This is a genomic window from Paracoccus sp. 22332 (genome assembly GCF_052045125.1).
Lineage (GTDB): Bacteria > Pseudomonadota > Alphaproteobacteria > Rhodobacterales > Rhodobacteraceae > Paracoccus > Paracoccus haematequi_A.
On record NZ_JBQEOI010000025.1, the window covers coordinates 16,649 to 40,280 of the forward strand.

At 67.0% G+C, this 23,632-nt stretch carries 21 protein-coding genes and 2 pseudogenes; 10 read left to right on the forward strand and 13 right to left on the reverse strand.

Annotated elements, in window-relative coordinates:
- Nucleotides 1-74: 74 nt before the first annotated feature.
- Both ACTJI6_RS17735 and ACTJI6_RS17740 read right to left on the reverse strand, forming a co-directional pair.
- Entirely contained in the window at nt 75-536 is a 462-nt protein-coding gene (locus tag ACTJI6_RS17735) for a CBS domain-containing protein (protein WP_126154935.1), read from the reverse strand.
- A 58-nt stretch (nt 537-594) separates the two neighbouring features.
- Nucleotides 595-1,491, reverse strand: coding sequence for a LysR family transcriptional regulator (locus ACTJI6_RS17740; RefSeq protein WP_440802549.1), 897 nt, complete (start codon nt 1,489-1,491; stop codon nt 595-597).
- A 97-nt stretch (nt 1,492-1,588) separates the two neighbouring features.
- Between ACTJI6_RS17740 and ACTJI6_RS17745 the strand changes: the two genes are divergently transcribed.
- The gene (locus tag ACTJI6_RS17745; RefSeq protein ID WP_440802551.1) at nt 1,589-3,088 is read left to right on the forward strand and encodes a CoA-acylating methylmalonate-semialdehyde dehydrogenase; all 1,500 of its coding nucleotides are present in this window, start codon (nt 1,589-1,591) and stop codon (nt 3,086-3,088) included.
- Nucleotides 3,089-3,130: 42 nt separating this feature from the next.
- Here the strand turns inward: ACTJI6_RS17745 and ACTJI6_RS17750 are convergent, their stop codons facing one another.
- Both ACTJI6_RS17750 and ACTJI6_RS17755 read right to left on the reverse strand, forming a co-directional pair.
- Nucleotides 3,131-3,730 carry a VPLPA-CTERM sorting domain-containing protein gene (locus tag ACTJI6_RS17750; protein WP_440802552.1) on the reverse strand — a complete coding sequence of 200 codons (600 nt, stop codon included), beginning with the start codon at nt 3,728-3,730 and terminating at the stop codon, nt 3,131-3,133.
- Between the two features lie 15 nt (nt 3,731-3,745).
- Entirely contained in the window at nt 3,746-3,910 is a 165-nt protein-coding gene (locus ACTJI6_RS17755; protein WP_440802554.1) for a hypothetical protein, read from the reverse strand.
- Here ACTJI6_RS17755 and ACTJI6_RS17760 point away from each other — a divergent pair.
- The 5 genes from ACTJI6_RS17760 (at nt 3,909) to ACTJI6_RS17780 (ending at nt 8,524) form a co-directional block, all read left to right on the forward strand.
- The gene (locus tag ACTJI6_RS17760; protein ID WP_440802555.1) at nt 3,909-5,072 is read left to right on the forward strand and encodes a carboxylate-amine ligase; all 1,164 of its coding nucleotides are present in this window, start codon (nt 3,909-3,911) and stop codon (nt 5,070-5,072) included. The genes ACTJI6_RS17755 and ACTJI6_RS17760 overlap by 2 nt on opposite strands.
- 33 nt (nt 5,073-5,105) lie before the next feature.
- On the forward strand, nt 5,106-6,251 hold the full coding sequence (locus tag ACTJI6_RS17765; protein WP_126154940.1) for an acyl-CoA dehydrogenase family protein: 1,146 nt from the start codon (nt 5,106-5,108) through the stop codon (nt 6,249-6,251).
- Between the two features lies 1 nt (nt 6,252).
- Nucleotides 6,253-7,260 (forward strand): enoyl-CoA hydratase/isomerase family protein, encoded by a 1,008-nt coding sequence (locus ACTJI6_RS17770; RefSeq protein WP_440802558.1) that lies wholly within the window; start codon nt 6,253-6,255, stop codon nt 7,258-7,260.
- Nucleotides 7,257-8,123 carry a 3-hydroxyisobutyrate dehydrogenase gene (mmsB, locus tag ACTJI6_RS17775; RefSeq protein ID WP_440802559.1) on the forward strand — a complete coding sequence of 289 codons (867 nt, stop codon included), beginning with the start codon at nt 7,257-7,259 and terminating at the stop codon, nt 8,121-8,123. The genes ACTJI6_RS17770 and mmsB overlap by 4 nt, the downstream gene beginning before the upstream one ends.
- 86 nt (nt 8,124-8,209) lie before the next feature.
- A complete protein-coding gene (locus ACTJI6_RS17780) occupies nt 8,210-8,524 on the forward strand; it encodes a hypothetical protein (RefSeq protein WP_440802561.1) in 315 nt (104 codons plus the stop codon).
- 59 nt (nt 8,525-8,583) lie between these two features.
- On the opposite strand, the pseudogene ACTJI6_RS17785 reads toward ACTJI6_RS17780, so the two are convergent.
- The 6 genes and pseudogenes from ACTJI6_RS17785 to ACTJI6_RS17810 all read right to left on the reverse strand — a co-directional run.
- A pseudogene (locus ACTJI6_RS17785) lies at nt 8,584-8,935 on the reverse strand (DDE-type integrase/transposase/recombinase); the annotation flags it as partial.
- Nucleotides 8,936-9,131: 196 nt separating this feature from the next.
- Entirely contained in the window at nt 9,132-12,719 is a 3,588-nt protein-coding gene (locus ACTJI6_RS17790) for a vitamin B12-dependent ribonucleotide reductase (RefSeq protein WP_440802564.1), read from the reverse strand.
- Between the two features lie 454 nt (nt 12,720-13,173).
- A complete protein-coding gene (locus ACTJI6_RS17795) occupies nt 13,174-13,719 on the reverse strand; it encodes a 5-formyltetrahydrofolate cyclo-ligase (protein ID WP_440802565.1) in 546 nt (181 codons plus the stop codon).
- Nucleotides 13,716-15,104, reverse strand: a complete 1,389-nt coding sequence (gene mgtE / locus ACTJI6_RS17800; protein ID WP_440802568.1) for a magnesium transporter — start codon at nt 15,102-15,104, stop codon at nt 13,716-13,718. Before mgtE ends, ACTJI6_RS17795 begins: the two co-directional genes overlap by 4 nt.
- Nucleotides 15,101-15,892: an inositol monophosphatase family protein gene (locus ACTJI6_RS17805; RefSeq protein WP_440802570.1), complete on the reverse strand. Its 792-nt coding sequence runs from the start codon at nt 15,890-15,892 to the stop codon at nt 15,101-15,103. The genes mgtE and ACTJI6_RS17805 overlap by 4 nt, the downstream gene beginning before the upstream one ends.
- A gap of 129 nt (nt 15,893-16,021) precedes the next feature.
- Entirely contained in the window at nt 16,022-16,381 is a 360-nt protein-coding gene (locus ACTJI6_RS17810; RefSeq protein WP_126155957.1) for a helix-turn-helix domain-containing protein, read from the reverse strand.
- A 177-nt stretch (nt 16,382-16,558) separates the two neighbouring features.
- On the opposite strand from ACTJI6_RS17810, the gene ACTJI6_RS17815 reads away from it, so the two are divergent.
- Entirely contained in the window at nt 16,559-17,518 is a 960-nt protein-coding gene (locus ACTJI6_RS17815) for an NADPH:quinone oxidoreductase family protein (RefSeq protein WP_440802574.1), read from the forward strand.
- A 116-nt stretch (nt 17,519-17,634) separates the two neighbouring features.
- On the forward strand, nt 17,635-18,369 hold the full coding sequence (locus tag ACTJI6_RS17820) for a Bax inhibitor-1/YccA family protein (protein ID WP_440802575.1): 735 nt from the start codon (nt 17,635-17,637) through the stop codon (nt 18,367-18,369).
- Nucleotides 18,370-18,421: 52 nt separating this feature from the next.
- On the opposite strand, the gene ACTJI6_RS17825 is transcribed toward ACTJI6_RS17820, so the two are convergent.
- From ACTJI6_RS17825 to ACTJI6_RS17835, 3 genes and pseudogenes are all read right to left on the reverse strand, one after another.
- Nucleotides 18,422-19,567: a CaiB/BaiF CoA transferase family protein gene (locus tag ACTJI6_RS17825; protein ID WP_440802578.1), complete on the reverse strand. Its 1,146-nt coding sequence runs from the start codon at nt 19,565-19,567 to the stop codon at nt 18,422-18,424.
- Nucleotides 19,560-20,759 (reverse strand): acyl-CoA dehydrogenase, encoded by a 1,200-nt coding sequence (locus ACTJI6_RS17830; protein WP_440802579.1) that lies wholly within the window; start codon nt 20,757-20,759, stop codon nt 19,560-19,562. The genes ACTJI6_RS17825 and ACTJI6_RS17830 overlap by 8 nt, the downstream gene beginning before the upstream one ends.
- A 27-nt stretch (nt 20,760-20,786) precedes the next feature.
- Nucleotides 20,787-21,194 (reverse strand): annotated as a pseudogene (locus ACTJI6_RS17835) (integrase core domain-containing protein); the annotation flags it as partial.
- 370 nt (nt 21,195-21,564) lie between these two features.
- On the opposite strand from ACTJI6_RS17835, the gene ACTJI6_RS17840 reads away from it, so the two are divergent.
- Together ACTJI6_RS17840 and ACTJI6_RS17845 are read left to right on the forward strand one after the other, a co-directional pair.
- Nucleotides 21,565-22,326, forward strand: coding sequence for an ImuA family protein (locus ACTJI6_RS17840; protein ID WP_440802581.1), 762 nt, complete (start codon nt 21,565-21,567; stop codon nt 22,324-22,326).
- On the forward strand, nt 22,241-23,632 hold a 1,392-nt coding region (locus tag ACTJI6_RS17845; RefSeq protein WP_440802584.1), incomplete at its 3' end, for a Y-family DNA polymerase. The genes ACTJI6_RS17840 and ACTJI6_RS17845, both read left to right, overlap by 86 nt.

Genomic DNA, 23,632 nt, shown 5'->3' on the forward strand with positions numbered 1-23,632 from the left:
AACGGGCGTCCTTTGCTTGCCTGCCCCGCAGGGAAAGCGGATTCCTGCCGGGATTGCAAGCGATTGCGGCGCCGTCAGGCGCCCATGATCATTCCGGTCAGCGCCTCTTTTTCGGCCGCCAGTTCCTTCAGCCGCCCGCTGACCGCATCGCCGATGGACACAACGCCCAGCATCTCGCCGTTGTCGTCCACCACGGGCAGGTGGCGGAAACGGCCTTGGGTCATACGTTCCAGGATCGCCAGCGCGTCCTCGGCCAGGGTGCAGGTCTGCACGTCGCGGGTCATCACCTCGGCGATGGGGGTGGACAGGACGTCCGGCCCATGCGCGCCAAGCTGGCGCACGATGTCGCGTTCGGACAGGATCCCCTGCGGCTTCCTGCCGTCGCTGGACACCACCACGGCACCGACACGCAGGTCGGCCAGCATCCTCACGGCCTCGCCCAGTGTCGCCTCGGGGCGGATGGTCAGGATCGTCTGCGCTTCGATGCCGGGCTTGCCCGAGGCGGTTTTCATCGACAGCAGCTGATTGACGAGCATGGGACATCCTCCGGTGGCGTTTTTGCTAAATCCATCATTTTCCCCGAATCGTGATCCGTCAAGTGCGACGAAGTTGCGATTCAAGCCGCGCGACCTCGGCCCGGAGGCCCTGGGCCAGCAGGTCGGCCAGCAGCGACAGGCGGCGCGAGGCGCGGTCGTCGGCGTGGCGGATCAGCCAGAAGCTGCGGCGCAGGGCGATGCGGTCGGGCAGGACCAGCTCCACGCCCGGCGCGAAGGGGATGGCGAAGTCGTGGACGATCCCCAGCCCCGCCCCCGCCCGGATCGCCTGCATCTGCACCGACACGGAATTCGAGGTGATCGCCGCGCTGTCGACGCCGGTCTCCGACAGGTAATCCAGTTCGCGGTCGAAGATCATGTCGGGGATATAGCCGATCATCCGGTGCCCGCGCAGATCGGCCAGATCGCGGATCGGGGGCGCCGCGCGCAGGTAATCCCGATGCGCGGCAAGGTGCAGGTGGTAATCGGTCAGACGCTGCACCGTCAGCCGCCCGGTGTCGGGCGGGGATACGGCGACCGCCATGTCGGCTTCGCGCTTGGTCAGGTTCACCACGCGCGGCAGGGCGACGATCTGGATGTCCAGCCCCGGATGGGCCGCGCACAGGTCGCGCGCCACCTGCGGCAGCAGATAGTTCGCGCAGCCGTCCGGGGCGCCGATGCGCAGCTGGCCGGTCAGCCCCGCCTCGCGCCGCACCGCCTCGGCGGCGGCATTGGCGCCCTGCTCGGCCGCTTCGGCAGGGGCGATCAGGCGCGCGCCCTCGGCCGTCAGGGCATATCCCTGCGGCGTCTTGGCGAACAGCGCCGAGCCCACCGCGCCCTCAAGCCGGGCGATGCGGCGGCCGATGGTCGACGCGTCCATGCCCAGCCTGCGCCCCGCCCCCGACAGGCTTTCGGTGCGCGCCACCGCCAGGAAAATGCGCAGGTCGTCCCAGTCCATCCCATCGCCTTTGCAATAATGCAAAACGTCTTTGCCATCCTTCCTCTTTATCCGGCAATTCCGCAAGGCTAGGCTGCCCGCAGATCAGGAGGATGCCATGGAAGAACTCTCGCACTGGATCGACGGCAAAGAGGTCAAGGGAACCTCGGGCCGCTTCAGCGATGTCTATAATCCCGCGACGGGCGAGGTGATCGCCCGTGTCCCGTTGGCCACCCCGGCCGAATTGGACGCCGCCATCCAAAGCGCAGCCAAGGCGCAGGTCGGCTGGGCCGCCACCAACCCGCAGCGCCGCGCGCGGGTGATGATGAAGCTGGGCCAGTTGATCAACGACAACATGGACGCCCTGGCAGAACTGGTCAGCCGCGAACACGGCAAGACCCTGCCCGATGCGGGCGGCGACGTGCAGCGCGGGCTTGAGGTGATCGAGGTCTGCATGGGCGCCCCGGCCATGCTGAAGGGCGAATTCACCGACAATGGCGGCCCCGGCATCGACCTTTATTCGATGCGCCAGCCGCTGGGCGTGGTCGCGGGCATCACGCCCTTCAACTTTCCGGCGATGATCCCGCTGTGGAAGATGGGTCCGGCGCTTGCCTCCGGCAACGCGATGATCCTGAAGCCGTCGGAACGCGTGCCCTCGACCTCGATCCTGCTGGCGAAGCTGGCGCAAGAGGCCGGGCTGCCCGATGGCGTGTTGCAGGTGGTGAACGGCGACAAGGAAATCGTCGACGCGATCCTGGACCATGACGTAATCCAGGCGGTGGGCTTCGTGGGGTCCACACCGATCGCGCAATACATCTATGGCCGGGCGGCGACGAACGGCAAGCGCGCGCAATGCTTTGGCGGCGCCAAGAACCACATGATCATCATGCCCGACGCCGATCTGGACAAGGCGGCGGATGCGCTGATCGGCGCCGGCTTCGGCGCGGCGGGCGAACGCTGCATGGCGATTTCCGTCGCGGTGCCGGTGGGCGATGCCACGGCGGACGCGCTGATCGAGCGGCTGGTGCCGAAGATCGAGAAACTGAAGGTCGGCCCCTATACCGCGGGCGACGACGTGGACTTCGGCCCGGTCATCACCAAGGCCTCGCAGGAGCGCATCAACCGGCTGATCGCCTCGGGCGTGGACCAGGGCGCGGATCTGGTCGTCGATGGCCGCGACCTGAAGATCCAGGGTTACGAGAACGGCTTCTTCTGCGGCCCGTCGCTGTTCGACCGCGCCACCCCGGACATGGAGATCTATAAAGAGGAGATCTTCGGCCCGGTCCTGACCACGGTGCGCCGCGACAGCTATGAGGACGCCTTGAAACTGGTCATGGACAACGATTACGGCAACGGCACGGCGATCTTTACCGCCGATGGCGACACGGCGCGCGACTTTGCCAGCCGGGTCAACGTGGGCATGGTCGGCATCAATTTCCCGATCCCGGTGCCGCTGTCCTATTACAGCTTCGGCGGTTGGAAGAAATCGGCCTTCGGCGACCTGAACCAGTATGGCCCGGACGCCTTCCGCTTCTACACCAAGACCAAGACCGTCACCGCACGCTGGTTCTCGGGGATCAAGGACGGCGTGGCGCTGAACTTCAAGGCGATGGACTGAAACGGCGAAGGGCGGGGATGGTCCCCGCCCTTTCCTTTTCGATCAGAGGCGCTTGCGACGGCGGAGCATCGCGAAGCCGCCCATTCCCGCCAGCATCAGCCCGCCGGCGGCAGGCAGCGGCACCGGCGCGACCTCGGTCACGTCCAGGTCGTCGAAGCGCAGGTTGCCCTTGAAATGGCCGGTGCCCGGATCGCCCAGGGTCAGATCGACGATCTTCAGAAAGCCGATGTTCTGGAAGACGCCGTTCCGGGACAGATCGGCCGCATAGCCCTTGGCCATCTGGATCGCCAGGCCGCCCAGCATATCGCCCACCGCCAGCGTCACCGAGCCCTTGTCGCTGACCAGCTTCACCGGGCTTGCCGCCGAAACGATGCTGAACCAAAGGCTGTTCACGGTGAAGCCACCGCCGCCAAGACGCGTCAGCGTCGTCTCGCGGAAGGCGTTTTCGGCGGCGCAGTTCTGCTTGGGCTTGTTGGCGCAGGAGGCGCTGACGACCCGCACCTTGTCGAAGACGAAGCCGTCCTCGACATAGCCGGTATGGGTTCCCAGCGAGGCGTTGGAGAAGTCGATGACGGCGGCCGAAGCCCCCACGCCCGGCAGGGCCAGCATGGCGGCCAGGGCTGCTTTTCTCAGCAGGTTCATTGGAACACTCAACTTTTAAACAAATGCTAGCTGGCTCTTTATCGCGCGTTTTGGCGAGTAGAAAGAGATAAATTCTACCTTAGCACGAAAAATATCGGCTTTCGCCGGTGTTGCAACGGTGCGGGCCTTGCGCCCGCCCGCGCCGACGGGTTCCATGCGGCAAACGATGAAGGCGGCCATGACCAGCACACCCGATTTCACCCTTGGCATCGAAGAGGAATATCTGCTGGTCGATCCGGACACGGGCGATCTGGCCCCTGCCCCCGACGCCATGATGCAGGCCTGCCGGGACGCGTTGGGCGACAGCGTGACCCCGGAATTCCTGCGCTGCCAGATCGAGGTCGGAACGCCCGTGTCGGCCGACATCGCCCAAGGCCGCGTACACCTGGCGCATCTGCGCCGCACGGTGGCGCGAATCGCGGCGGATTACGGGCTGGCGCCGATCTCGGCCTCGTGCCACCCCTTCGCGGATTGGCGCGACCAGTTCCACACCGACAAGGACCGCTATCACCAGTTGTCGCGGGACATGGGGGCGGTGTCGCGACGGATGCTGATCTGCGGGATGCATGTCCATGTCGGCATCGAATCGCCCGCGCTGCGCATCGACCTGATGAATCAGATGACCTATTTCCTGCCGCATCTGCTGGCGCTGTCTGCCTCCAGCCCGTTCTGGCAGGGCAGCGACACCGGGCTGGCCTCGTATCGCACGACCGTCTTCGGAGGAATGCCCCGCACCGGGCTGCCGCCGCAATTCAGCGGGTGGGAGGAGTTCGAGCGATCGGTGCAGGCGCTGATCGGCTTGGGAATCCTGGAGGACAGCAGCAAGATCTGGTGGGATCTGCGCCCGTCGTCGAAATTCCCGACGCTGGAGACGCGGGTCTGCGATGCCTCGCCCCGGCTGGACGACACGATCACCCTGGCCGCGCTGATCCAGGCCACCACGCGGATGCTGTGGCGGCTGTCCCGGCAAAACCAACGCTGGCGGCAATACGACCCGTTCCTGATCGCCGAAAACCGCTGGCGCGCCGCGCGATACGGCATGACCGAAGGCCCCATCGACTTTGGCGCGGAAACGATCATCCCCTTCGGCCAGGCGGTCGAGGACTGGCTGGCGCTGATCGCCCAGGACGCCGATGCCCTGGACAGCCAGCCCCAGGTCGCCCGCACCCGCGACATCGTGGCCGAAGGCGGCTCCGCAGCCCGCCAGCGCGCCGTTCTGGCCCGCGCCATGGCCGCGGGCGCGACGCGGGACGAGGCGTTTATCGAACTGGTCCGCCACCTGATCGCGGAATTCCACCACGGCCTGCAACCCTTGCCAAACCGGGACAAGCCGGGCAATTAAACGCATGTTCAATTTCTAACGGGGGGAAAGGGCATGGATTTCGCGCTGACCGAGGAACAGCAGGCGATCTTCGACATGGCGCGCGATTTCGGCCGCGATCGCATCGCCCCCCATGCCCGCCAGTGGGAATCCGACGGCACCATCCCGCGCGACCTGTGGTCCGATGTCGCCGCCCTGGGCTTTGGCGGATTGTACGTGTCCGAGGATCATGGCGGGTCCGGCCTGTCGCGGCTGGACGGCACCCTGGTGTTCGAGGCGCTGGCGATGGCCTGTCCTTCGGTCGCGGCCTTCCTGTCGATCCACAACATGTGCGGCGGCATGATCGAGAAATTCGGGTCGCCCGACGCCAAGGCCCGCTGGCTTCCCGGCCTGTGCAGCATGGAGACCGTGTTCAGCTATGCCCTGACCGAACCCGGCAGCGGATCGGACGCCGCCGCCCTGCGCACGCGGGCGGACCGGACCGATGGCGGCTGGCGGCTGAACGGGACCAAGGCCTTCATCTCGGGCGGCGGGTATTCGGACGCCTATATCGTGATGGCCCGCACCGGATGCGATGGGCCGCGCGGAATCAGCGCGGTCATCGTTCCCGACCGCACGCCCGGCCTGTCCTTCGGCGCGCCCGAGGACAAGATGGGCTGGCGCGCCCAGCCCACCGCGCAGGTCCAGTTCGACGATTGCAGGATCCCGGCCGAAAACGTGCTGGGCGAGGAAGGGCGCGGCTTTGCCTATGCGATGGCGGGGCTTGACGGCGGGCGGCTGAACATCGCGGCCACCGCCCTTGGCGGAGCTCAGGCGGCCCTGGACGCGACGCTGGCCTATATGGGCGAACGCCGCGCCTTCGGGCAGACGCTGGACCAGTTCCAGGCCCTGCAATTCCGCCTGGCCGAGATGGAGACCGCGCTGCAATCGGCGCGCATCCTGCTGCGCCAGGCGGCGTGGAAGCTGGACAACGCCGCGCCGGACGCCACCAAGTTCTGCGCCATGGCCAAGCTGCATGTGACCGACCGCGCCTTCGAGGTGGCGAACGGCTGCCTGCAACTGCATGGCGGTTACGGCTATCTGGCCGATTACGGGATCGAGAAGATCGTGCGCGACCTGCGCGTGCATCAGATCCTGGAAGGCACCAACGAGATCATGCGCCTCATCGTCGGACGGGCGATGCTGGCCGAACGGGGGTAACATGAACGACCTGAACATCCGCAAGTCCGGCCGCGCCGGGCGCATCACCTTCACCCGGCCCAAGGCGCTGAACGCGCTGAGCCACGACATGGCCCTGGCGATCCACCGCGCCCTAGACGGCTGGCGCGACGATCCCGACGTGGCCCTGGTCATCATCGACGCCGAGGGCGAGCGCGCCTTCTGCGCGGGCGGCGACATCGCGGCGGTCTATCGCGCCGGGCTGGCGGGCAATCACGCCCTGGGGCAGCAGTTCTTCGCGGACGAATACCGCATGAACGCGGCCATCGCCGATTATCCCAAGCCCATCGTCGCCTTCATGCAGGGCTTTGTGATGGGCGGCGGTGTCGGCGTGGGGGGCCATGCCAGCCACCGCATCGTCGGCGACACCACCCAGATCGCCATGCCCGAAGCCGGCATCGGCCTGATCCCCGATGTGGGCGGCACCTGGCTTCTGTCCCGCGCGCCGGGGCGGATCGGCGAATACCTGGCGCTGACCGGGGCTCGGATGGGCGCGGGCGACGCGATCCACGCGGGCTTCGCCGACATCTACCTGCCCGAGGACCGCTGGCCCGACCTGATTTCCCGGCTGGAAACCACCGGCGACCTGTCGCTGATCGAGGGCGAGGACGCCCCCACCGCGCCCTTGCGCACCATGGACCTGTCGCCGTTTGCCCAGGACACGGTGGCCGGCATCATCGACGCGCTTGAACAGGACGGCGACGCCCAGACCCTGAAGATCCTGCACGCCAATTCGCCCCTGTCGATGGCGGCGGGGCTGGCGATGGTGCGGGCCGCGCGCGATGACGCCCGGATGCAGGATTCGCTGGCCCGAGAATACCGCTTTATCTATCGGGCCACCCAGGACACCGACTTCCTGGAAGGGGTGCGCGCCCAGATCATCGACAAGGACCGCAAGCCCAGGTGGATGGCCGATGCCAGCCCCGCCCATGTCGCGGCACTGCTGGCCCCGCTGGGGCATCACGAACTGACCTGGAGGGAACCGGCATGAAGATCGCATTCATCGGGCTTGGCAACATGGGCGCGCCGATGGCGCTGAACCTGGCAAGGGCCGAGCATCAGGTCATGGGCTTCGACACCGCCGCCCGGCCGGATGGCCTGACCATGGCCGACAGCGCGGCGGCGGCGGCGGCGGGCGCGGATGTGGTCATCACCATGCTGCCCAACGGCCAGATCCTGCGGGCAGTCGCGGATCAGGTGATCCCGGCGATGCGTCCCGGCGCGATCCTCTGCGACTGCTCAACCGTCGATGTGGACAGCGCCCGCGCGGTCGCCGCTCAGGCGCAGGCGGCTGGTCTGGGGGCGCTTGACGCCCCGGTGTCGGGCGGGATCGGCGGCGCGCAGGCAGGCACGCTGACCTTCATGGTGGGCGGGCCGGACGAGGCCTTTGCCACCGTGGCGCCCTTGTTCGACATCATGGGCCAGAAGGCCGTCCATTGCGGCGATGCGGGCGCGGGCCAGGCCGCCAAGATCTGCAACAACATGATCCTGGGCGTCACCATGATCGCCACCTGCGAGGCCTTCGCGCTGGCCGACAAGTTGGGCCTGGACCGGCAGAAGATGTTCGACGTGGTGTCCACCAGTTCCGGCTACAGCTGGTCGATGAACGCCTATTGCCCGGCACCGGGCGTGGGGCCGAAATCCCCCGCCGACAACGACTACAAGCCCGGCTTTGCCGCCGAACTGATGCTCAAGGACTTGAACCTGTCGCAGGCGGCGGCGGCCTCCGCCGGGGCCGATACGCCGATGGGCGCGCTGGCCCGGCAGCTTTACGACCGCTTCGTGGAACAGGAGGGCGGACGCGGCCGCGACTTTTCGGCAATGTTGCCACGGTTCGTCGAAAAAAACGGCTGACACGACGGAACTGTGACGCCATCAGGGAACCGGGGCAGCTTTCGCCCGGTTTTCATCGTGGAAGGTCGACACAGCCAGGCAATACGATGATACGCAAGATCATGGTGATCGCGGCTGCCGCAGCGGCAGCCGTCCTGATCGCAATATCCAGCAACGAGGCGCCCCAGGCCCAGGGCACGACCCAGGCCGCCCTGGCCCGGTCGGAACAAAAACCGCTGCGCCCCGGCGACATCCTTTCCCCCGACGCCACGAATTTCATCGACTTTCCCGGCCGCTACGGCCTGGGCACCGACCTGCCCGGCAGCCGCTACGCCATCGTCGACGGCCATCTGGTCCGGATCGACCCCGACACGATGGAACTGCAATCCATCCTGCGCAAGGACACCGTGGCCCTGGACTGACCGGCACTGAGGTTGATAGGGCGGGTTATGGGAACCGAACCACTGTTCGGCTTGGAAGGCTCGGTACACCACTTCAGGATCGCGTTCGAGGTCAGTTCCGTCCCATTGTCTGAAACGATCATCCCGGGCCTCCCGCGCTTTTCGATCAGCGCCGTCAGTTCGCGCGCCACGCGGCGGCCCGAGATCAAGGGTGGGCCATGGAGCCGCCACTGGTCAAGGCCATGGCGAACGGGATCGCTGCCAGACACTCGCGCGTGACATCATCCACCACGTTCAGCATCCTGAAGCGCCGTCCGCAGGCGAACTGGTCGTGGACGAACCGCAGGTCCGCGAAGCGAAATCCAGCGACCAGCGCGCCTTGGCCCGCGCCTCCCTCAGGATCAGGGCCTTGATGCCGATCGCCTTGCGGCGCTTTGCATCGGCGCGGGCGCCATCGGGTCCGCCGGCTGATGAGCTCATGCGACTTGTGCCGATTTACCAAGAGCCGAAGACCAGCAAGAAGCACCCGGAACACAAGATTTACCTTCTAGAAGGCGAAAATGGACGACTCGCCCTCCAGAATGGCCAATTTATGGGTTGCATGACCGTATCGGCGCAGGGGCAGGTGTCAGCTACACCCGCTGGTCCCTCCGCAGGTATTGCACTTCATGCACGTCCCGTTCCGCACCAGCGTATAGTTCCCGCACTCGCCGCAGGGGTCGCCCTCGTATCCCTGCATCCGGGCCTTGGCGCGCAGGTCCATTGCTGCCGGTTCCGCCGACAGGATCGCCGTTGTCGAGACTCCGGCCTGCAAGACCATCAGATCCTGGGGCAGGCGCTTGCGCAGATAGCCCGCGCTGCTGATCTGCTTCAGCATGGTCAGCGACTTCAACTCGGCCTGTTCGCTGACGGGGGCGACGTTCTGGCCCTCGCGTTCGCCGCCGCCCATGTCGTCGAAACGCGCGCCTTCCGGCTTCACATGCGCCAGGTCGGTGCGATCCAGATAGCTGACGGCCAGTTCGCGGAAGACGTAGTCCAGGATCGAGGTCGCGTTCTTGATGCTGTCATTGCCCTGCACCATGCCCGCAGGCTCGAAGCGGGTGAAGGTGAAGGCATCGACGAATTCCTCCAGCGGAACGCCGTATTGCAGGCCCACGGACACGGCGATGGCGAAGTTGTTCATCATCGCCCGGAAGCCCGCGCCTTCCTTGTGCATGTCGATGAAGATCTCGCCCAGCTTGCCGTCGTCGTATTCGCCGGTGCGCAGATAGACCTTATGCCCGCCCACGACCGCCTTCTGGGTATAGCCCTTGCGGCGCTGCGGCAGCTTTTCGCGGTGGCTGCGGACGGCCTCCTTGACGATGATCCGCTCGACGATCTTCTCGGCGATGACGGCGGCCTTTTCCTGCGCGCTGCCGGAGGCCAGGATTTCCTCTGCCTCCTCGTCATCCTCGACCAGGGCAGAGGCCAAGGGCTGCGACAGCTTCGATCCGTCGCGATACAGCGCGTTGGCCTTGATGCCCAGCGACCAGGACAACTCGTAGGCCGCCAGCGCGTCGGCGATGGTCGCGCTGTTCGGCATGTTGATGGTCTTGGAAATGGCGCCCGAGATGAAGCTCTGCGCCGCCGCCATCATGCGGATGTGGCTTTCCACCGACAGATAGCGGGTGCCGGTCTTGCCGCAGGCATTGGCGCAGTCGAAGACCGGCAGATGCTCGGCCCGCAGATGCGGCGCACCCTCCAGGGTCATGGTGCCGCAGACATGGTCGTTGGCGGCATCGATCTGGGCCTTGGTAAAGCCCAGATGGCGCAGCAGGTCGAAGGTCGGGTCGGCCAGCTTCTGGGCGGGAATGCCCAGCGTGCCCTTGCAGAAATCCTCGCCCAGGGTCCATTGGTTGAAGACGAAGCGGATGTCGAAGGCCGTGGCAAGCGCGGCTTCGATCTTGTCGATCTCGGCCCGGCCGAAGCCGTGGCCCGCAAGCGCGGTGTGATTGATGCCGGGACAGTTGCCGAGGCTGGCGTGGCCCACGGCGTAGGCCACGATCTCCTCGATCTGCGCGGGGGAATATCCCAGCGCGGTCAGCGCGGCCGGGACCGACTGGTTGATGATCTTGAAGTATCCGCCCCCTGCCAGCTTCTTGAACTTGACCAGGGCGAAGTCCGGCTCGATCCCGGTGGTGTCGCAGTCCATGACCAGGCCGATGGTGCCGGTCGGCGCGATCACCGTGACCTGGGCGTTGCGGAAGCCGTGATCCTCGCCCCCGGTCAGGGCTTCGTCCCAGGCCTGCCGCGCGATGGCGACAAGGCGGGCGTCGGGGCAGTTCTCGGCATCCAGCTCCACGGGCAGGACGTTGACACCCTGATAGGCGCCCGTGCCGTGCGCCGCCGCGCGGTGGTTGCGGATCACCCGCAGCATGTGGTCGGCGTTGCGCGCATAGCCGGGGAAGGCTCCCAGTTCGGCCGCCATCTGCGCGCTTGTCGCATAGGCGACGCCGGTCATGACCGCGGTCAGCGCACCGCACAGCGCCCGGCCCTGATCGCTGTCATAGCCCAGGCCCATGTTCATCAGCAGGCCGCCGATATTGGCATAGCCCAGCCCCAGCGTGCGGAAGTCATAGCTGCGCTGCGCGATCTCTTTGCTGGGGAACTGCGCCATCAGCACGCTGATTTCCAGCGTCACTGTCCACAGCCGCGTGGCATGGACATAGGCGTCGGCATCGAAGCGGCCATCCGCGAAGAAGGTCAGCAGGTTCATGGAGGCCAGGTTGCAGGCCGTGTCGTCCAGGAACATGTATTCGCTGCACGGGTTGGACCCGCGGATCGGCCCGTCCTCGGGGCAGGTGTGCCAGGCGTTCACCGTGTCGTGGAACTGGATACCCGGATCGGCGCAGGCCCAGGCGGCATGGCCGACCTGTTCCCACAACTCGCGAGCCGAGACGGTCTTGGCGACCTTGCCGTCGGTGCGGCGCAGCAGTTCCCACGGGGCATCGTCGCGCACCGCTTGCAGGAAGGCATCCGTCACCCGGACCGAGTTGTTCGAGTTCTGGCCCGAGACGCTGACATAAGCCTCGGAGTCCCAGTCCGTGTCATAGGTCGGAAATTCGATGCTGTCGAAGCCCTGGCGCGCGTATTGCAGCACGCGGTTGACATAGGTTTCCGGGATCATCGCGCGCTTGGCGGCGCGGATCGCGGCTTTCAGGGCGTCGTTCTTCGCGGGATCCGTTTCCCCGTCGCCCGCGCGGATCGCGGCGAAGATGTCGTTCAGCCGCGCCTCATGCGCCTTGGACCCGGCGACCAGGGACGCGACCTTCTGTTCCTCGATGACCTTCCAGTTGATGAAGGCCTCGATATCGGGGTGATTCATGTCGCAGATCACCATCTTGGCTGCACGCCGCGTGGTGCCGCCCGACTTGATCGCGCCCGCCGCCCGGTCGCCGATCTTCAGGAACCCCATCAGGCCGCTGGACTTGCCGCCGCCCGACAGTTTTTCCCCTTCGCCGCGCAGCGACGAGAAGTTGGTGCCGGTGCCCGATCCGTATTTGAACAGCCGCGCCTCGCGGACCCACAGGTCCATGATGCCGCCCTCGTTCACCAGGTCGTCGCTGACCGACTGGATGAAGCAGGCGTGCGGCTGGGGATGTTCATAGGCGCTGTCGGACTTGACCAGCGTGCCGGTCTTGTAATCGACATAGAAATGCCCCTGCGAGGGGCCATCGATTCCATAGGCCCAGTGCAGGCCGGTGTTGAACCATTGCGGGCTGTTCGGCGCGGCCATCTGCCGGGCCAGCATGAACCGCATTTCGTCGTGATAGGCACGGGCGTCTTCTTCTTTGGAAAAATACCCGCCTTTCCAACCCCAGTATGCCCAGGCTCCGGCCAGCCGGTCAAAGACCTGCCGTGCGCTCGTCTCTCCGACATAGCGCCGGTCCTCGGGCAGGGCGGCCAAGGCTTCGTCATCGGCCACGCTGCGCCACAGGAATTCGGGCACGCCCTTTTCCTTGACGCGCTTGAGCGCCGCCGGAACGCCCGCCTTGCGGAAATACTTCTGGGCGATCACGTCGCTGGCGACCTGGCTCCAGCCCCGGGGGACTTCCACCTGGTCGTTGCGAAAGACGATCGTGCCGTCGGGATTGCGGATCTCGCTGGTGGTCGTGGCGAAGGCGATATCGCCATATGCGCCCCCGGCAAGGGTGGTAAAACGCCGTTCGATCTTCATGCCCGTAGCCCTTTCATGTCGTCGTCCCTGACCCGCGACCTGCGCCACGCGGCACGGGGCCGCCCCCGTTGCCGCAGCAACGGGCACGGACAGCCGAAGCGCCCGATCGGTCGAAAATCGCGAAGCGACGGGCCTTGGTGGTTATCGCCCACCTGCCACCACATCTGGTATGGCCAACGCCGCAGACCACAAAATTGATCCCATTCGGCGGCGGATGCAACGGTTTTTATCTGTGGATAACCGTAGAGGCGCGGTTGACTCGGGCTGCGTGCCGCAAGGCGCAGATTCGCGCACAGCCCATGGCGGGCAACCATCGTCAACACGGCCAGATCGGGATTATTTCTTTTCAGCACAAAGGTTTGTCGACGTCCCTCCCCGGCTTATCCACAGGGTTGTCCCGAAGCCGCCCCCCGGTTTTGCACAGCTGATGCAAAACTGCCACGAAAGTCCGTGATCAGCGCAGCGGCTGGATGATGCGCCGATCCGTGACGATCAGATCCAGCGGCTGGTCGAACGGCTCGGCCGGGATGTCCGGCAGCTCCTGGACGGCGAAGGCCAGGCCGATGGCGGTGGCGCGGCCGGATTCACGCAGTAATTGCAAGGTGCGGTCGTAATACCCGCCACCATAGCCGATGCGATTCCCCCCCCGGTCGAAGCCCGCCAGCGGTACGATCAGCACATCCGGCCGCAGGACCGGCTGCGAATCAGCGGGATGCGCGGTGCCGAAGGGACCGTCCACCAGCGGCCCGCCGTCCCACTGCCGGAAGATCAGCGGCATGGCCCGGCCGGGCACCACCGGCAGGCAGACCGGCCCGTCATGGGCGGCCATCGCCGGACGCGGATCGGCTTCGCCCCGCATCGGCCAATAGCCCGACAGGACCGCGCCCCGATGCGGCGCCAGCGCGGCGGTCAGATGGCGGGTCAGCGCGTCCTGGTCGCCTCCGGCCGCGCGGGCGGCCAGGGCGCGGGCGCGCAGGGCGGATTTGTCGGCGGGGGTCACAGCAGCATGATCGTGGCAAGTCCCAGGAAGGCGAAGAAGCCCATCACATCGGTCATCGTGGTGACAAAGGTGCCCGAGGCCAGGGCAGGATCCAACCCCAGCTTGTTCAGCGTCAGCGGCACCAGCACCCCGCCCAGGGCCGCGACGATCTGGTTGACGATCATCGCCGCCGCCAGGACCATGCCCAGCCGGATGTCGCCAAAGATCAGCGCTCCCGCGATCCCCAGGATCAGGGCCAGCCCGACCCCGTTCAGCAGCCCGGCCAGCAGTTCGCGCATCACCACGCGGCGCGCATTGGATCTGTTCAGATCGCGCGTGGCCAGGCCCCGCACGGCGACGGCCAGCGACTGCGTGCCCGCGATCCCGCCGGTCGAGGCGACGATGGGCATCAGCGCGGCAAGCGCCACAAGGCTGGCGATGGTGTTTTCGAACATCGAGATGACCACCGCCGACAGCGACGCCGTGAACAGGTTGACGACCAGCCAGGGCAGGCGCTGCCGCGCGGTTGCCAGCGGTCCGTCGGTGACGTGGCTTTCATCGCCCACGCCCGCCAGGCGCAGGATGTCTTCCTCGTGCTCCTCGTCCAGGACGGCCATCGCGTCGTCGATGGTGATGATGCCGACCAGCCGGTCGTCGCGGTCCACCACCGGGGCCGAGATCAGGTGATACTGGTTGAAGACATAGGCAACGTCCGCTTCCTCGGCGAAGGCGCTGATGGTGCGGAAGCTGTCCTCGGTGATGTCGCGCAACGGCGTGGCGTGGCTGGAGGCCAGCAGGCGGCCCAGTGTGACATAGCCCAGCGGATGGAAGCGCGGATCGACCAGGACGATGTGATAGAACTGTTCGGGCAGCCATTCCTCGGATTGCAGGAAGGCCACGGCCTCGCCCACGGTCCAGTGCTCGGGCGCGGTCACCACCTCGGACTGCATCAGGCGGCCCGCCGAATATTCGGGGTAAGCCAGCGACTGCTGGACGGCGGCACGGTCGGTCGCATCCAGCGCAGCCAGGATTTCCTGCCGCTCGGGCTCGTCCATGTCTTCGACCAGGTCGACCACGTCGTCGCTGTCCATCTCGCGGACGGCTTCGGCCACGACCTCGCGGGGAAGCTGGTCGATCACCTCCTCGCGGATCGCCTCATCGATTTCGGACAGGATCTCGCCGTCGATCTCGCCGCTGTAGAGCGCCAGGAAGGCGCGGCGCTTGGCCGGGTCCAGCCGTTCGATGAGGTCGGCGATGTCGGCGCCGTGCATCGGCTCCAGCAGGGTGTTGAGCGTCGCCGCGTCGCCCGCCTCGATGGCGGCGTCGATCTGGTCCAGAAGCGCGCGCCGGGGCAGGTATTCGTCCTCGGCCGAGCGGTCTTCGGGCGGGGTGGCCTGGTCGGTCATGCCGCGCCCTCCGCGTTCAGCAGCGCAAGCGCCGCGCGGTGCAGTTCGGCCGAGGCGGCGGCGATCACCTGTCCGCCGTGATGGGCGGGACCGCCCTGCCAGTCGGTGACGATGCCCCCGGCGGCCCGGACCACCGCCAGCGGCCCCGCGATGTCATAGGATTGCAGCCCGGCCTCGATCACCAGATCCACTTGGCCCAGGGCCAGCAGCCCATAAGCATAGCAGTCAAGCCCATAGCGGGTCAGCCGCACCTGGCTGGCCACGCGGCGGAAGGCGGCGGCTTCGTCGGCCGTCCCGACCTCGGGATAGGTTGTCAGAAGCGTCGCCTGGGACAGATCGACGCGCCGCGCCGCCAGCGGGCGTTGACCCGCATCGGACAGAAAGCGCGCCTGGCCCAGCCCGCCCTCGAACCGCTCGCGCGTATAGGGCTGGTCTATCAGGCCATAGATAATGTCCTGCCCGTCGGACAGGCCGATCAGAACACCCCAGCTGGCCGCGCCGCACAGGAAGGCGCGGGTGCCGTCGATGGGATCCAGGATCCAGGTCAGGCCGCTGGTGCCCTGGGTCGCGCCGTATTCCTCGCCCAGGATGGAATCGTCGGGGCGGCGGCTGGCCAGAACCTCGCGCATGGCGCGTTCGCCGGCGCGGTCGGCCTCGGTCACGGGGTCGAAGCCGGTCTGCCATTTGTTGTCGGCCACCAGTTGGGTGCGGAAAAAGGGCAGGATCGCGGCACGGGCGGCATCCGCCATCTGGTGCGCCGTGTCGATGATGTCTTGCGCGTCCTGCATGGCTGCCCCCTGGTCCGGTTCACCGGCAGGACTAACCCGAAGGCGTCGCCCTGCCAATGGCGGCAAGCGGATTTGGCAGCCGGAACCGTGTCAGGCGCGTGACAGCGACACACCCGCGCCGGGACGGGATCAGGCGGCGTCGGACAGCACCCGCGCCAGTTCGAAGATCTGACGGCGCTGCGCGACCGGCATCGTGTAATAGGCGCGCACCAGTTGCAGCGCTTCCTTGTCGGCCAGGATGTCGCCCGCGACGCCGTCGGGAATATCGCCTTCCTGCAATCCTTCGAAGAAGAAGCTGACCGGCACGTCCACCGCACGCGCGATGTCCCACAGCCGGGACGCCGACACCCGGTTCATGCCGGTTTCGTATTTCTGGATCTGCTGGAACTTGATACCGACCTTGTCGGCCAGTTGTTGTTGCGTCATCCCGATCATCCAGCGACGATGGCGAATGCGCTTGCCTACATGAACGTCAACACCGTGTTTCATCGTTACCACCTCATGCAATCTAAGGAAGCACTATCTTAACCTTCCTCAATTTTCGAGTGTTAACCTGGTTAACGGCCTCGTTCCTGACCAAAAAGACAGGTCCGGTGCGACTGTCGGCGGCCTTCTGATAAGGGAATGACAGACTTGGCGAAAACTTCCGTGTCCGAGGGTTCGGGGATGATCCGAATCGCCCTGGTTGAACAACTGGGAGGAGAGCCGGTGATCCGGCTGCGTCCCACCCCTCAGCCTGGGCCAGAGCAGGTTCTGGTGCGGATGCGCGCGGCGGCGCTGAACTTCGCCGACCTGCTGAAGGCGAAGGGCGAATACCAGGAACGCCAGGATCCGCCTTTCGCCCCCGGCCTGGAAGGCGCGGGCGAGGTGATATGGGCGCCCGAAAACAGCGGCTTGCGCCCCGGCGACCGCGTGGCCGTGCTGGCGCCGGGGACGCTGGCGGAACAGGTCGCGGTGCCCCCCGGCGCCTGCACGCCGATCCCCGACCTGATGGATTTCGACCAGGCGGCGGGCTTCCAGATCGCCTATGGCACCAGCCATCTGGCGCTTTCGGCCCGCGCCGCCCTGCAACCGCGAGAGGTTCTGGCGGTCCTGGGTGCCGCGGGCGGCGTCGGCCTGACCGCCGTCGAGATCGGGCGCGCCATGGGCGCCCGCGTGATCGGCGTGGCGCGCGGGCGCGACCGGCTGGACGTGGTGCGCAAGGCCGGGGCCGACCATGTCATCGACAGCGCCGACTGCCCGGATCTGAGGGCCGCCTTGCGCGATCTGGGCGGCGTCGACGTGATCTATGACGCCGTGGGCGACAGCGCCGGAGAGGCGGCGTTCCGCGCCCTGAACCCCGGCGGCCGCTTCCTGGCGATCGGCTTCGCGGGCGGCAGGCCGCCGCTGCTGCCGCTGAACCACGCCCTGGTCAAGAACATCGCCATCCACGGCTTTTACTGGGGCGGTTACGCCAGGCTGGATCCCGCGGCCGTGTCGGACAGCATGAAGAATCTGTTCCGCATGTTCCAGGACGGCCAGCTTGCCCCGGTGCTGGGCCAGGTGATGCCGCTGGAGCGCGCCGCCGAGGCCTTCGATCTGCTGCGCAGCCGCAAATCGGTCGGCAAGATCGTCGTGACGCTGTAACAACTGCGTAAAACTGTGCCGATCCGGCGGCTTGGCGCATTGAAACGCGGCGATATCATGCCAATATGGTGGCCAGAAACCGGCGAATGCCGGCATGTCCTCGTAGGGAGAGATTGATGGCAGATTACAACACTTACCGCACCACGCAGAGCGTCGGCACCCGCCAGGCGGTCGTCGACGAAGGGCTGCGGGCCTACATGAACAAGGTTTATGGGCTGATGGCGGTCGGCATGGGTGTAACCGCCGTCGCGGCCTATGGCATCAGCACGCTTGCGGTCAATAATCCCGCCGTGGCGCAGGCGCTTTATGCCTCGCCGCTGAAATGGGTGATCATGTTCGCGCCGCTGCTGGTGGTCTTTGCCTTCGGCGCCGCCCTGAACCGCCTGTCGGTCTCGGCCGCGACGCTGCTGTTCTATGGCTTCGCCGCGCTGATGGGCCTGTCGATCAGCTCGATCTTCCTGGTGTTCACCGGCACCTCGATCGTGCAGACCTTCCTGGTGACGGCCATCGCCTTCGCGGGCCTGTCGCTGTGGGGCTATACCACCAAGAAGGACATCTCGGGCTGGGGCAGCTTCCTGATCATGGGCGTGATCGGCCTGATCGTGGCGTCCATAGTGAACATCTTCCTGCAATCGTCGGGGATGCAATTCGCGATCTCGATCCTGGGCGTGCTGATCTTCGCGGGCCTGACCGCCTATGACACGCAGAACATCAAGAACACCTATCTGCAACTGGCCGGCTCGAACCGGGATTACCTGGGCAAGTCGGCCATCATGGGCGCCTTGCAGCTGTACCTGGACTTCCTGAACCTGTTCATGTTCCTGCTGCAATTCATGGGCAACCGCGAGTGATCTTCGCCACAGCCTGACGACCTTGACCCCCGCCCGGACCGGCGGGGGTCTTTCATTCCGCGAACCCCCATTTTCCGTGTCCCATTGCGGGGGCGGGTCGGTTTGTTTGCAGAGCGCTGCGTCCGAAGCGAATGGGGGTTCGCAGGCCGGGGATGCCTTCGGGGGCGATGCGCAGGCCGCGCGCGGCGATCTGCGGCTCTGCCAGGGCCTCGGCCACGTCGTTGACGGGACCGGCGGGGACGCCCGCGGCCTCCATCGCGGCGATCAGGTCGGCGCGGGTGCGGCGCGCGGTGGCGGCGGCCAGCACCGGCACCAGCCGGTCGCGATGGGCCACGCGGGCCGGGTTGGTGGCGAAGTCGGGGTCGCCCGGCAGGCCGGGCAGGTCCAGCACTCGGCACAGCGCGGCGAATTGCCGGTCGTTGCCGCAGGCGACGATCAGGTGGCCGTCGCAGGCCGGAAACAGCTGATAGGGCACGATGTTCGGATGCGCATTGCCCAGGCGATGCGGCACCGTCCCGCCCAGCAGAAAGTTCGTGGCCTGGTTCGCCAGAACCGCCACCCCGCAATCCAAGAGCGACAGGTCCAGATGCTGGCCCCGCCCGGACCGCGCCCGTTCGGCCAGCGCCGCCTGCACGGCGATCACCCCGTAAAGCCCGGTGAAGATGTCGATCCAGGCCACGCCGACCTTCTGCGGCTCTCCGTCCGGGTCGCCGGTCAGGTCCATGATTCCCGACATGCCCTGGATCAGGAAATCGTATCCGGGCTGGCCGGCGCGCGGCCCGTCCTGTCCGAAGCCGGTGATCGAGGCATAGACCAGCCCCGGATTGCCGGCCGCCAGCGTCGGATAATCCAGCCCGAAACGCGCCAGCCCGCCGACCTTGAAGTTCTCGACCACCACATCGGCCTGCTGGATCAGCCCGCGCAGCCGCGCCAGGTCGGCCGGGTCGTTGAAGTCGCAGGTGACCGAGGTCTTGCCCCGGTTCGCCGCGTGGAAATAGGCCGCGACCCGTTCCGTGCCGCCATCGGCGCGGGGCCGGTCGATAAAGGGCGGGCCCCAACGGCGGGTGTCGTCGCCCTCGGGCGATTCGACCTTGATCACCTCGGCCCCCAGGTCGGCCAGGGTCTGGCCGATCCAGGGCCCGGCCAGGATGCGCGCCAGTTCGACCACGCGCAGGCCCTTCAGCGGCGGCTCAGCCAAAGGCCTGGTGCCCGGTCTGCGCGCGGCCCAGAATCAGGGCGTGCACGTCATGGGTGCCCTCATAGGTGTTCACCGTCTCCAGGTTCTGGGCATGGCGCATGACGTGGTATTCGCTGGAAATCCCGTTGCCGCCATGCATGTCGCGGGCCATCCGCGCGATCTCCAGCGCCTTGCCGCAGTTGTTGCGCTTGACGATGGAAATCATTTCGGGCGCGAAGCGGCCTTCGTCGAACAGCCGCCCGACGCGAAGCGATGCCTGCAACCCCAGCGAGATCTCGGTCTGCATGTCGGCCAGCTTCTTCTGGAACAGTTGCGTCGCGGCCAGGGGGCGGTTGAACTGGTGGCGGTCCAGCCCGTATTGGCGGGCGCGGAACCAGCAATCCTCGGCCGCCCCCATCGCGCCCCAACTGATCCCATAGCGCGCCCGGTTGAGGCAGCCGAACGGCCCGCCCATTCCCTCGACCCCCGGCAGCAGGGCGTCCTCGCCGACCTCCACATCCTCCATCACGATCTCTCCGGTGATCGAGGCGCGCAGCGACAACTTGCCTTTGATCTTCGGCGCGGACAGGCCCTTGATGCCCTTCTCCAGCACGAAGCCGCGCACCTTGCCGCCATGGGCGTCGGATTTCGCCCAGACCACGAAGACATCGGCGATGGGGCTGTTGGAAATCCACATCTTCGCGCCGTTCAGCACATAGCCGCCGTCCACCTTGCGCGCGCGGGTCTTCATGCCCGCGGGGTCGGAACCCGCATCCGGCTCGGTCAGGCCGAAGCAGCCGATGTATTCGCCCGTCGCCAGCTTCGGCAGATAGCGCCGCTTCTGCGCCTCGCTGCCGTAAGCCTCGATCGGGAACATCACCAGCGAGGACTGCACCGAGGCCATCGACCGATAGCCGGAATCAACCCGCTCGATCTCGCGCGCGACCAGGCCGTAGGCGACATAGGAGGCGCCGACCCCGCCATAGGCGTCGTCCACCGTGACGCCCAACAGGCCCGCAGCCCCCATCTCGCGGAAGATCTCGGGGTCGGTCGTCTCGGTCAGATAGGCGTCGGTGACGCGCGGCGCCAGCCGCTCGGCCGCAAACGCCGACGCGCTGTCGCGGATCATCCGCTCCTCCTCGCTCAACTGGTCGTTCAGCAGAAAAGGATCCGCCCAGTCGAAGGCGGCACCCTTGGGGGTAGTCGGGGACATCTGCTTCTCCGTCAGGTCGAGGGGAGACTAGGTGTTCAGTCCCGGCCTCTGGTGGATCTGGTTCAGGATGAATCGATCCGGCTCTGAAGTCCAGATTTTGCAGACGTATCCGTAGGGCGTGAGACCCCCGAGGGTCTTGAGCCGACGCGCGAAGTTGTCGGCTGCCATGAAGTCGGCAAGATGCGTGCGCCGTTGCTTGTGGCTGTCATGGTGGAAGCGCCTGACGTTCGGCGGGGAAACCCTCTCCCAGAGGGTTTCCTGGTCCGCCTCACCCTGCTTGATCGTGCGGTTCATCCGCTCGACCTGACCATTGGTCCACGGGTGGTTGGGTTTTGTCAGACGGTGCTCTATTCCGTTGGCCTCGCAGATCATGTCGAAACGCATCAGCCTGGAATAGACGGTGTTGCGGTTCCGGGGCTGCTCTGTGAACTGCATCCTGATCGCCATCGGGCTCGAACCGATGGCATCACAGCCAGATACAGCCAGCCCTTACGGGTCCCCGGCCACTTGCGCCACGGGTTGGCGGTATTGCGGATATTGGTGACCCCCATATCCGGCGCCTGGGGGGATTTCAGGTATTCGAGGGGTGTCGGAATGCCCCAAGCCAGCCTGGTCAGCTGCCGCCCGCCCCCGATATTGCGCGGTCCGGTCGGGGTGGATCTCGATCAGCGGCTTCATATTGCCGATGTCGTCCTCGATCAGGCGGACTGGATTGACTCCGAATCCAATAGGGAACAAATATAGAACAAACCCCGCGGAATCGTCCGCTGCAAAGCTCGTCCAGCCTAGGAAGCGCTCGCCAGACATGCCCGGTCCCGCAGATAGCCCCGTCATCGCCGAGCTTCGGGCGCGCATCGCGCATCTTGAAGGCGATGCCGGGCACCGGCGCGAGGTGCTGCCTTTCGGCGTGCGGACGCTGGACTGCAAGCTGCCGGGGGGCGGTCTGGCGCTCGGCTGCCTGCATGAGGTCGCAGGGGGCGGCAATGGCGCGGTGGACGGGGCGGCGGCGGCCTGTTTCGCGGCCGGGATAGCCGCGCGGCTGCCAGGCCAGGTGCTGTGGTGCGTGACCCAGGCTGACCTGTTCGCGCCGGGGCTGGAACAGGCCGGGCTGCCGCCGGACCGGGTGATCCATGTCGAGGCGGGCGACGATGTGTCCGTCCTGGCCTGCATGGAGGAAGGTCTCCGCCATGGCGGGCTCGGCGCGGTGGTCGCCGATGTGGCCCGTCTGTCGATGACCGCTTCGCGGCGGCTCCACTTGGCGGCCAAAGGATCCGGCACCACCGGCATCGCCCTGCGCCGCTGGCGCAGGTCCGCAGATGCGGCGGATTTCGGGCAGCCCACGGCGGCGATGACCCGCTGGCGGGTCTCGGTCCTGCCCTCGGCCGCCCTGCCGGTCCCCGGTGTCGGTCGCGCCCGTTGGCTGGTGGAACTGATCCGGGCGCGGGCAGGCGAAAGTTTTGACGTGGAACTGGAGGCATGCGATGGCTCGGGTCATCTCGGTCTTCCTGCCGACGTGGCCGGTGGACCGGCTGCGGCGGCAGGCGGGCGACGCGGCGCCTTCGGCTGAGGCGCCGCTGGTCCTGGCGGGCCGGGTCGGCAACCGCCGCCTGGTAACGGCCACCGATGCCGCTGCGCAGCAGTTGGGCCTGCATGTCGGGATGCCGGTCAGCAAGGCCCAGGCCCTGGTGCCGGGCTTGCGAGTCGCGCCTGCCGATCCGGCCGAGGATGCCGCCAGCCTTGAGCGGCTGGCGCTGTGGGTGCTGCAACGGTTTTCGCCCATCGTGGCGGTCGATCCGCCGGACGGGATCGTCATCGACTCGACCGGCGCCGATCACCTGCATGGCGGCGAGGCGGCCATGCTGGAGGCGCTGATCGGTCGGCTGGCGATGTCCGGCGTCACCGCGCGCGCCGCCGTGGCCGATACCTGGGGGGCCGCCCATGCCCTGGCCCGGTATCGGGCCGATCCGGTCTTTTGGGCCGAGCCGGGCAGTGCGGACACCCTGCTGGCCCCCCTGCCCCTCGCCGCGCTGCGCCTGCCGCCCGCGACCGTGGCCGGACTGCGCAGCTTGGGCTTCGTCCGCATCGGCGATCTGCTGGGCCAGCCGCGCGCGCCGCTGACCCGGCGCTTCGGCCCCGAACTCTGCCGAAGACTCGATCAGGCCCTCGGCCATGCCAATGAACCGATCGAACCGCTGCGCCCGGAGGGCCTGGTCGAGGTGCGCCGCAGCTTCGCCGAACCCATTTCCGCCGCCGAGACCATCGCTCGCTATATCGGCAAGCTGGCCGTGCAGCTTTGCGCGGCCCTCGAAGAGCGCGGCCTTGGCGCCCGGCGCCTCGACCTGCTCTGCTGGCGGGTGGACAGTCATATCCAGACGGTTCGCGTCGGCCTCGCCCAGCCGCAGCGCGATCCGAAGCGCCTGACCCGGCTCTTGTGCGACAAGATCGAGACCATCGCGCCTGGCTACGGCATCGAGATCCTGTCGCTGGCCGCCACCATCGCCGAGCCGTTGGCGGCCCGGCAGGCGGCCAGCCGCCTGATCGAGGAACCGGCGGCCGACCTTTCCGGCCTGGTCGATGTGCTGGCCAACCGCGTCGGCGCCCGCGCCGTCTATCGCATGGCCCCGGTAGCCAGCGACGTGCCCGAACGCGCTGTCGCCCGCATCGCCGCCCTGGCCGAGCCTGTCGGCGCCGGCTGGCCGGATCACTGGCCGCGCCCGTCCCGCCTGCTGCCCCGGCCCGAGCCGATCGAGACCATGGCGCTGCTGCCCGACCATCCGCCGGTCTGGATTGCCTGGCGCGGCATACGCCGCCGGGTCCGCCGCGCCGATGGCCCCGAGCGCGTCTTCGGCGAATGGTGGAAGCGCGACGCCGAG